Annotated in this window: 2 protein-coding genes; both read left to right on the forward strand. The window is 37.2% G+C overall.

The features are described 5' to 3' along the window. Positions 1–4,528 (forward strand): non-ribosomal peptide synthetase (locus FFR48_RS21625; protein ID WP_162501930.1); only part of this gene is annotated, 4,528 nt, incomplete at its 5' end. Positions 4,529–5,362: 834 nt separating this feature from the next. Next, complete coding sequence (locus tag FFR48_RS21630) at positions 5,363–9,592, forward strand: SDR family NAD(P)-dependent oxidoreductase (RefSeq protein ID WP_137668808.1); 4,230 nt, start codon at positions 5,363–5,365, stop codon at positions 9,590–9,592. Positions 9,593–9,594 lie beyond the last annotated feature (2 nt).

A 9,594-nucleotide genomic window follows, 5' to 3' on the forward strand; every position in this document is an offset into this window, starting at 1 on the left:
CATTGCTAACCGAGATCGGGCTGAGATAGAAGGGTTAATCGGCTTTTTTGTCAATACTTTGGTGATGAGGACTAACCTAGAGGGTAATCCCAGTTTTAGTGAGTTGTTAACTCGTGTGCGGGAAATGTCCTTGGGTGCTTATGCTCATCAACACTTGCCCTTTGAAATGCTAGTGGAAGCATTGCAACCAGAACGCAACCTGAGTCACTCACCACTGTTCCAGGTGATGTTCGTACTGCAAAATACACCGATATCTACATTAGAATTAAGTGGGTTGAGTGTAAATTTACTGGAAGTCAAGAGTGAAATATCTAAGTTTGATTTGACATTAGCAATGGAAGAAAGTGCTAGTGGATTAGTTGGTGTGTGGGAATACAACAGCGACTTATTTGATAGTAGGACGATTGAGCGGATGGCGGGAAATTTTATCACCCTACTGGAATCCATAGTAGCCAATCCCCAGGAGTCTATTGCCCAATTACCACTACTAACTGAGTCAGAAAAACACCAGCTATTAACAGAGTGGAATGATACTCAAGTTGAATATCCTGTTGATAAATGTATCCATCAGTTATTTGAAGAGCAGGTAGAGAAAACACCGAATGCAATAGCAGTAGTGTTTGAAAACGAACAACTCACCTATCAGCAATTGAATAGTCGGGCGAATCAGTTAGCACATCACTTACAATCTTTGGGTGTAAAACCAGATACACTGGTGGGGATTTGTGTAGAACGTTCCTTAAAAATGATTGTAGGACTGTTGGGTATTCTCAAAGCAGGAGGGGCGTATGTACCCCTAGACCCAGAGTATCCCCAAGAACGCCTGAGCTTCATGTTAGAAGATGCTCAAGTATCAGTGCTGTTAACACAAAAGCATTTAATTGAGAGATTGCCTGAATATCAAATACATCTTGTTTGTGTAGATGAAATTGGGGAACAAATCGCCCAAAACAATGAAAATAACCCTAGCAGTGAAGTTACAGCTAGTCATTTAGCTAACTTAATTTATACTTCTGGTTCAACTGGTAAACCAAAAGGTGTAATGGTTGAACACAAGGGACTGTGTAACCTTGCTCAAGCTCAGATTCAAACTTTTGGAATAAACTCTCATAGTCGAGTTCTGCAATTTGCTTCCTTTAGTTTTGATGCTTCTATATGGGAAATATTAATGGCTTTTGGGTCAGGTGCAACACTGTACCTGGGAACAAAAGAGGCTTTCATGCCAGGAAAGTCATTAATGGAGAAAATACGCAATTATGAGATTACCCATATTACCTTACCACCATCAGCATTAGCAGTGATGCCAGTGGAAGAACTGCCAGCACTACAAGCCATTATTGTGGCGGGAGAAGCTTGTGGGGTGAAATTAATGAAACAATGGTCTATGGGGAGAAATTTCTTCAACGCCTACGGACCAACAGAAGCTAGTGTATGTGCAACTACTGCAAAATGTAGTGATCAAGATGAGAAAATAACTATTGGTCGCCCCATAGCCAACGTACAGACATACATTTTAGATGAGAATTTACGACCAGTACCCATAGGAGTACCAGGAGAATTACATATAGGAGGAAATGGGTTAGCAAGAGGTTATCTCAACCGCCCGGAATTGACAAAAGAGAAATTTATTGCTAATCCCTTTAATAATGCCGAAAAATTGTATAAAACAGGAGACTTAGCGCGTTATCTAGCAGATGGGAACATAGAATACATAGGACGCATAGATAACCAAGTAAAAATCAGAGGACTCCGCATTGAGTTAGGAGAAATAGAAGCGGTACTCAATCAACATCCTCAAATCCAGACATCCTGCGTCATCGTCCGTGAAGACAACCCTGGACAGAAGCAATTAGTATCCTACCTAATACCACATCAGCATTCCACAGTAACCATCAGTGAAATGCGCCAATATCTCAAAGAAACACTGCCAGAATATATGGTGCCTCATAGTTTTGTCACACTAGAAACCCTACCCATAACACCCAACGGCAAAATAGATCGTCGAGCATTACCAGCACCAGAAACCCGTACAGGATTAGAAATAAAAATTGTCCCCCCACGTAATCAAACCGAAAAAATACTAGCCCAGATTTGGGCAGAAGTGCTGAGAACAAAACAAATAGGAATTAACGATAACTTCTTTGAACTCGGAGGAGACTCAATACTCAGCATCCAAATTTTAGCCAAAGCCAAACAAGCAGGACTACAACTAACAGCCAAACAACTATTCGCCAATCAAACAATCGCCGAACTAGCAGCAATAGCACCGAACATCAAAACCATAGAAATAAAACAAGAACTAGTCACAGGTAAATTACCCCTAACACCCATTCAACACTGGTTTTTTGAGCAAAACTTTACACAACCACACCACTTCAACCAAGCATTCCTGCTATCAGTTCCCAGCGACATAAAACCAGAACCATTAAAACAAGCATTCCAGCAACTGCTAACACATCATGATGCCCTAAGACTAAGTTTTAGCCAAAAAAACTCCAATTGGGAACAGACATACACCGCTCCAAAAGATCAAATAGCCTTCCATGAGATAGACCTATCAACAATTCCAGAACATAAACAACCAGAAGCCATTGAAGCACAAGGAAATTTATTACAAGCCAACCTAGACATATCAGAAAACCTAGTACAAGTAGCCTTATTCCATCTAGGCATAGGAAAAAGAGCGAGATTACAAATAACCATCCATCACCTAGCCATTGACGGAGTTTCCTGGAGAATCTTATTAGAAGATTTACAAACAGCCTATCAGCAACTTGAGCAAGGCAAAGATATTCAGCTTCCTGCCAAAACCACCTCTTTTAAAGATTGGTCAGAGAAACTAACAGCTTATGCCCAATCACAAACCCTCAAATCGGAAGCGGCTTATTGGTTGAATGAAACTCGCGCCGCAGTTCCTTCCATCTCTGTTGACCATACAAAAGGGGAAAATACTGTTGCCGCAGCTAACACAGTTTTATTGTCTTTAAGTGAGGCAGAAACTCACTCCTTACTGCACGATGTACCAAAAGCTTACAACACACAAATTAACGACATATTACTAACAACATTAGGGTTAGTATTAAGCAAATGGACAAACTCCAAGAGAGTGCTATTCAATCTAGAAGGTCATGGAAGAGAAGAAATAGTTGATAGTGTAGATTTATCACGGACAATAGGTTGGTTTACAACCATCTTCCCAGTATTAGTAGAACTACCAGCCACAGAAAATCTAGGGGAAACATTAAAAACAGTTAAAGAACAACTGCGGGCTATTCCCAATAAAGGCATTGGTTATGGACTATTGCGCTATCTGAGTCAAGATCCAGAAATTGCTAGTCAACTAAAGACATTACCCCAAGCCGAAATCAGTTTTAATTATTTGGGTCAATTTGATCAACAGATTAATACAAATTCTTGGATGCAGCCAGCTAGTGAGTCAGCAGGAAGAATGCACGGTTTACAAAACAACCGCCCTCATCTGCTAGATATAAACAGCATGATAGTTGAAAAACAGTTGCAAATAGAGTGGACATACAGCACAAATCTTCACCAAGCAGCCACAATTGAAAAACTGGCAAAGGAATTTATAAACACATTACAGGACATCATTACTCAAAGTAGTTTATTTGACAATCCAACAATTGCTCAATTAGCATTACAAATCTCTGACCATGAAGTGCAGCAATGCCATCCCCATTTGCTTACACTCCAATCTCAAGGAAGTGCCACTCCTATATTTTGTTTACCTGGTCGTAATGGACATGGTTTCTATTTTAAAGATTTGGCTATTAACTTAGAAAATCATCCGGTTTATAGTTTAGAAACTCCAGGAAGAAATGGATTTGGTGAAGTTCCAGAGTCAGTAGAACTGCATGGTAGTCAACTGATTGATTTATTACGTGAGCAACAACCTCATGGTCCATACATACTGGCAGGATATTCAGCAGGTTCTGTTGTTGCTTTTGAAATGGCTTACCAATTGGAAAAGCAGGGTGAAAAGGTAGAATTACTGGCTATCTTAGATGCTGGATTGGTGATTCACCCTGAAGATCTAACTAAGATGACAGATACTGATTGGATGTGGGAATTACTCCTATCTATAGAAGATGTAAAGGGAATTTCATTAGGTTTGGATTATGCTGATTTAGCTGCTCAACCAGACGAGTTAGCCCGTTGGAATTTAGCCGCAGAGTATTTATACAAACATGATGTTTTACCGGAAAACTCAAGCCTGTCTTTACTCAAAACAAATATGCAGGTAACGAAACAACTAACAATTAATTATGCAAATTATCGGCCTTCTTATCAAATTTCTGCGCCCATTGGTTTATTCCGCGCTGAAGAAGTGGATGAAGTTAATCTAAAACAACTTCGTGCTATTTATAATTACGATTTACCAGATTGGGGATGGCAAGATTGCACAGAAGACTCTGTGAAAGTAATATCTGTACCTGGAAATCACTTACGGATGCTGTATGAACCTAATGTCAAAACCTTAGCCTCACATTTACGGATGATGATCACTTAACTAGGGGTTGCTGAATAAACCAAAAACCTCTGACAGGGGGACAAAGTACCTTGAAACCAAGACTCTGTAACCCTTTCAATCTTGTTAGACATAAAAAGATACAGAGCAATTTCCCCCCTTATTGATTCCATTGTCAATAATTTCCTTGGGAAAATCCTATTTTACGTTCGTGTGACAGGAGTTTTCATTTTTTTAGACCACAGTAAGGGCGAAGCATTCGGACAATTAATTATCGGTTTTTACCGAAGACTATCATCCGAATGCTGATGCTTCCAGCACGCTTCGCGAACGCCCCTACATTGTTGACGCGAAACCTAAATCAAAATGTGGTTTATTTACCTGAAAATAGCTGTAATCCTAAAATTGGTTTGATCTTTTGAATAGACTTCTCTTTCAAATCCTTGCAGGATAAGCTTTTCAGTCATGATTGTCCCCCCGTTAGCATATTGTCTATTTCTAATTAATTGTCAATAATTTTCATTTATTGACAATTAATAAAAACTTAATTCACTCCTGAAACTCTTGTTAATCAACACTTGCAGGTTATTCTCTTACGTCGAACTCAGGTTTTCATTAAGTTCGTTCTCAACTTTTTCAGCAATCTCTAGTTAACAGTCTTAACTGTCTGCTTAAATGTTTAAAATGCTCTTGCAGTTGACTGCTAAACCTGAGATTATCTGTTTGCTTAGTAAGTATAAATTTTACCAACCAATTTAAAAACCATTAATTTTAAGTTAAAATAAATGAATGTTTTACCTTATAATCAGCGTTAATTGAAAAAATTAAAAAAATAATTAATAGCAGCTTGAATCTTAATAAGGATATATAAAGATAATGCATTTAGATCACCATAGTCAAATTTTAGGGACTTCAATTAATCAAAGTTTTGCATACCAACAAGAAATAGAAGTTGCTATTCGGTCGAGTTTGACTGTAGATGATTGTGTAGTTATCAAAAGACAGACAAAAAAGGGAAAACAGGAATTAATAGCTTATATAGTTCCATCGGGTTTGTTTGCACCAGAACAAATTTTAGATCATCTGCAAACAATTATCCCCAGTGAGTTAATACCTGCCGCATTTGTACCCATATCTACCATACCCCTAACAGATGCAGGTTATATCGATGAAGTTACTTTATCGAGTTTAGAAGTGATTAACTCTGATGTAATGAGAGATTTAGAAAAGCAATTAGAGTCATTGTCAGACATTGATCGGGTTGCGGTGGTTGTTGAACCTGTGGTTAAAAGTATTCCTCCTGTGCATTTGGAAGAGTTATTAGGGGAGAGTCAAGCAAACCTCTATGAAAATAACCAACAAGAAATACAAGCAAATACACATAGTCAGAAAATAGAAGACAAAAATTATTCTGCTTCAAAAAAGTTAGCCATTAGTCACGGTGAACCACTACCATACTCTCCAGACGCTCCTAAAAATTTAGTAGAAGTATTACAAAGAGCCGCTAAAAATTCAAACGAAGGTATTATCTATATTAAATCCGATGGCAGTGAGACAGTTCAATCTTACAAAGAATTATGGCAGAATGCCCAACGAATTTTAGCAGGACTAAGAAAATTAGGACTTAAACCTCAAGACAAAGTAATTTTTCAATTAGCAGATAACCAAGATTTCATCTGTGCTTTTTGGGGTTGTGTGTTGGGTGGTTTTGTTCCAGTTCCAGTATCCATTGCGCCTATTTATGAACCAGGTAATAATACAGCTAGTAAATTAAAAAACACATGGGAGATGTTAGAGAAACCCTTGGTACTAACAAGTGTTTCTTTATCTGCTGACATTGATGATTTTGCCAGAGTTTTAAACTTAGAAAACTTTAAAATTGCCACTGTTGATCATTTAAGTCAATGTGAACCAGATTTCAACATATATGATAATCAACCAGAAGATTTAGCAATTTTGCTTTTGACTTCTGGCAGCACGGGTACACCCAAAGCCGTTATGCAGACTCACAGTAGCTTAATAGCACGTTGTGCTGGTACTACCGTGATGAATGCTTATACAAGTGAAGATATCACGTTAAATTGGTTTTCCTTAGACCATGTTGTGGGAATAATTATGTTCCATTTACGGGATGTTTATGTTGGCTGCCAACAAATTCATGGGAACTCTGAATTAGTTTTACAAAAACCTACAACATGGCTAGATTGGATTACTCATTATCGCGTTACCGTGACTTGGGGTCCTAATTTTGCTTATAGCTTAATCAATGAGCAACTAGAAAAGATCAAAAATATCCCAACACCAACTTGGAATTTATCTTCACTCCGATTAATTCATAATGGAGGCGAACTGATCGTTGCTAAAACAGCAAGAAAATTTTTGCAGCTAGTTCAGTTATATCACCTACCAGCTACCGCAATGCACCCAGGTTGGGGAATGTCTGAAACATCTTCTGGTGTCGTATTTGCCGATAGTTTTTTACTAGATTCAACTACAGATGAGCAGAAATTTGTAGAATTGGGTTCACCTATTCCTGGATTTTCTATGCGAATTGTAGATAATCAAAATCAGGTAGTTGAAGAAAATACTATTGGTTGTTTACAGGTAAAAGGTGCATCTGTTACTATCGGTTACTATCAAAATCCACAAGCAAACCAAGAAGCTTTTACTGCTGATGGTTGGTTGAATACAGGGGATTTAGGCTTTCTTGATCAAGGACGTTTAACCATTACTGGCAGAATCAAAGATGTAATTATTATTAATGGATTAAATTACTACTGTCACGAAATTGAAGCTGCTGTTGAAGAAATTACAGGAATAGAAGTTTCTTATACAGCTGCTTGTGCAGTCAGACAACCAGGAAGCAATACTGATAAATTAGCAATATTTTTCCATACTTCTTTTGATGATGATCAAAGTTTATTACCTCTCCTCAAAGAAATTCGTGCTTGTGTTGTGAACAAGGTGAGAATAAATCCTGATTATTTAATTCCCGTAGCTAAAGAAATTATTCCTAAAACTGCTATTGGCAAAATTCAACGTTCTCAACTCAGTCAACGTTTCCAAACAGGTGAATTTCAATCAATCATTAAACAAATTGATATATTACTAGGCAATAGTAATACTATTCCCAATTGGTTTTACCGTCAAGTATGGAAACCTAAATCACCCATTAATGTTAATTCCTCTTTAACTATTACTAATACAACTCTAGTATTTCTCGATGCTTGGGGATTGGGTGACTATTTAGGTCAAACATTGTCAGAAAATAAACTGACCTATATTACCGTTGCACCTGGAGAAGAATTTAAAAAAATCAATCGTAACCATTATGTTATTAATCCAGAAATAGCCAAAGACTATCAACTTTTAATAGCATCCCTAGCAGCAGATAATATTATTATTGGGCAGATTGTCCATCTCTGGACTTACGATAAATATCAGGAAATTAACAGTATTGATAGCTTAGAAAAAGCCCAAGCACAGGGAATATATAGTTTATTATTCCTAGTGCAAGCCTTAGAAAAAAATCATAGCTTTGATCAAAATATTCAATTATTATTTATTTCTTCTCATCTCCAAGCTATCTGCTCAGATGATCCTATAGCTTATGAAAAATCAACAGTATTAGGATTATTAAAAACCATTCCTCAAGAACTACCGCAAATAAATTGTCGCCACATTGATTTACCCTTCGCTGAAGTTGAAAAAAATGGTGGTTACATTCTCCAAGAAATGCAAATCTCCTCAAAAGAACGAGAGGTAGCATACAGAAACGGACAGCGTTTAATTTCTCGCTTAGAACAAGTTGATTTTACAAGCCAACCTCACTCCTCAACTACCTTCAAACAAGGAGGAACGTATTTAATCACTGGGGGTATGGGTGGTATAGGTATTGAAATTGCTCGGTATTTGTTAAAACATTACCAAGCTAAATTATTATTAGTTGGTAGAACTCCTTTAACTTCAGAAAAACACATCAAACTCTATCAAGAACTAGCGCAGCTTGGGGGAGAAGTAATTTATGAAGCCGTTGATATTTGCGACTTAAAACAGTTGCAAACAATAGTAGAAAAAGCTCAATTCAGATGGGGCAAAAATCTCGATGGAATACTGCATTTAGCCGGAACTTTGCACGAACAACAGGTAGTAGCAGAAACCCAGGAAAACTTAGCAGCAATTCTACATCCCAAGGTTTTGGGATCTTGGGTATTGCATCAATTAGCAAAAGAAAATCAGGATACTATTTTTATTAACTTTTCTTCAGTAAATGGGTTTTTCGGTAGCACTGCTGTGGGTGGTTATGCTGCTGCTAATAGTTTTCTCGATAGTTTTACTCATTACCAAAATTCCCAAAATAAATTAACCAACAATAAATTAACCAGCTATTGTTTGAGTTGGAGTATGTGGGATAATACGGGAATGAGTCAAGGATATCAGATGAAAAATCTGATCCGTGCCAAGGGTTATTATATTATGTCTTCCTCCGAAGCAATATCTTCCATGCTGGCCAGCTTATACCATCAGCAACATAATTTGTTGATCGGTTTAGATGGCAGTAAGCAAAATATTCAACGGTGGCAGTCATCAAGTTTTAATTTACAAAAATTAACTGCCTATTTTACAGCTAAGACTAATAAGACTAAGGAAGTTGTTAAATTACCTAGTCTAAAGGTACAAGATGATTTCGGGAGTGTATGTATTTATGAGTCCGTAGAATTACCAAAAATGCCATTTCTTAAAAATGGTGAAATTGATCATGCTAAACTGATCAAAAGAAGTAACAATCAAGACAATAGGGAGCAGATTGAACCACGGAACGAGATAGAATTAAAAATTGCCCAATGTTGGCAACAAGTTTTAAAAGTTACACTTTTAGGCATTGATGACAACTTTTTTGAATTGGGTGGTAATTCATTATTAGCTGGTCAAGTAATTGCTCGGTTAAGAGAAAATTTCTCTTTAGAATTGTCTTTACAGCGTTTTTTGCAAACACCTACTATTGCTGGGTTATCTCAAACAATTACAGTAATTAAAACAGTAACTCAAAGTCAAAATAATTTGACTGAAACATCAGCACAAGAATACGAAGAGGATTATTTATAAAA

Origin of the sequence: Sphaerospermopsis reniformis (assembly GCF_005402885.1) — a bacterium.
Classification (GTDB): domain Bacteria; phylum Cyanobacteriota; class Cyanobacteriia; order Cyanobacteriales; family Nostocaceae; genus Sphaerospermopsis; species Sphaerospermopsis kisseleviana.

What these genes read in the sequence shown, in the direction of transcription:
- FFR48_RS21630 (WP_137668808.1), top strand. Translation starts at nt 5,363, where the DNA reads ATGCATTTAGATCACCATAGTCAAATTTTAGGGACTTCAATTAATCAA.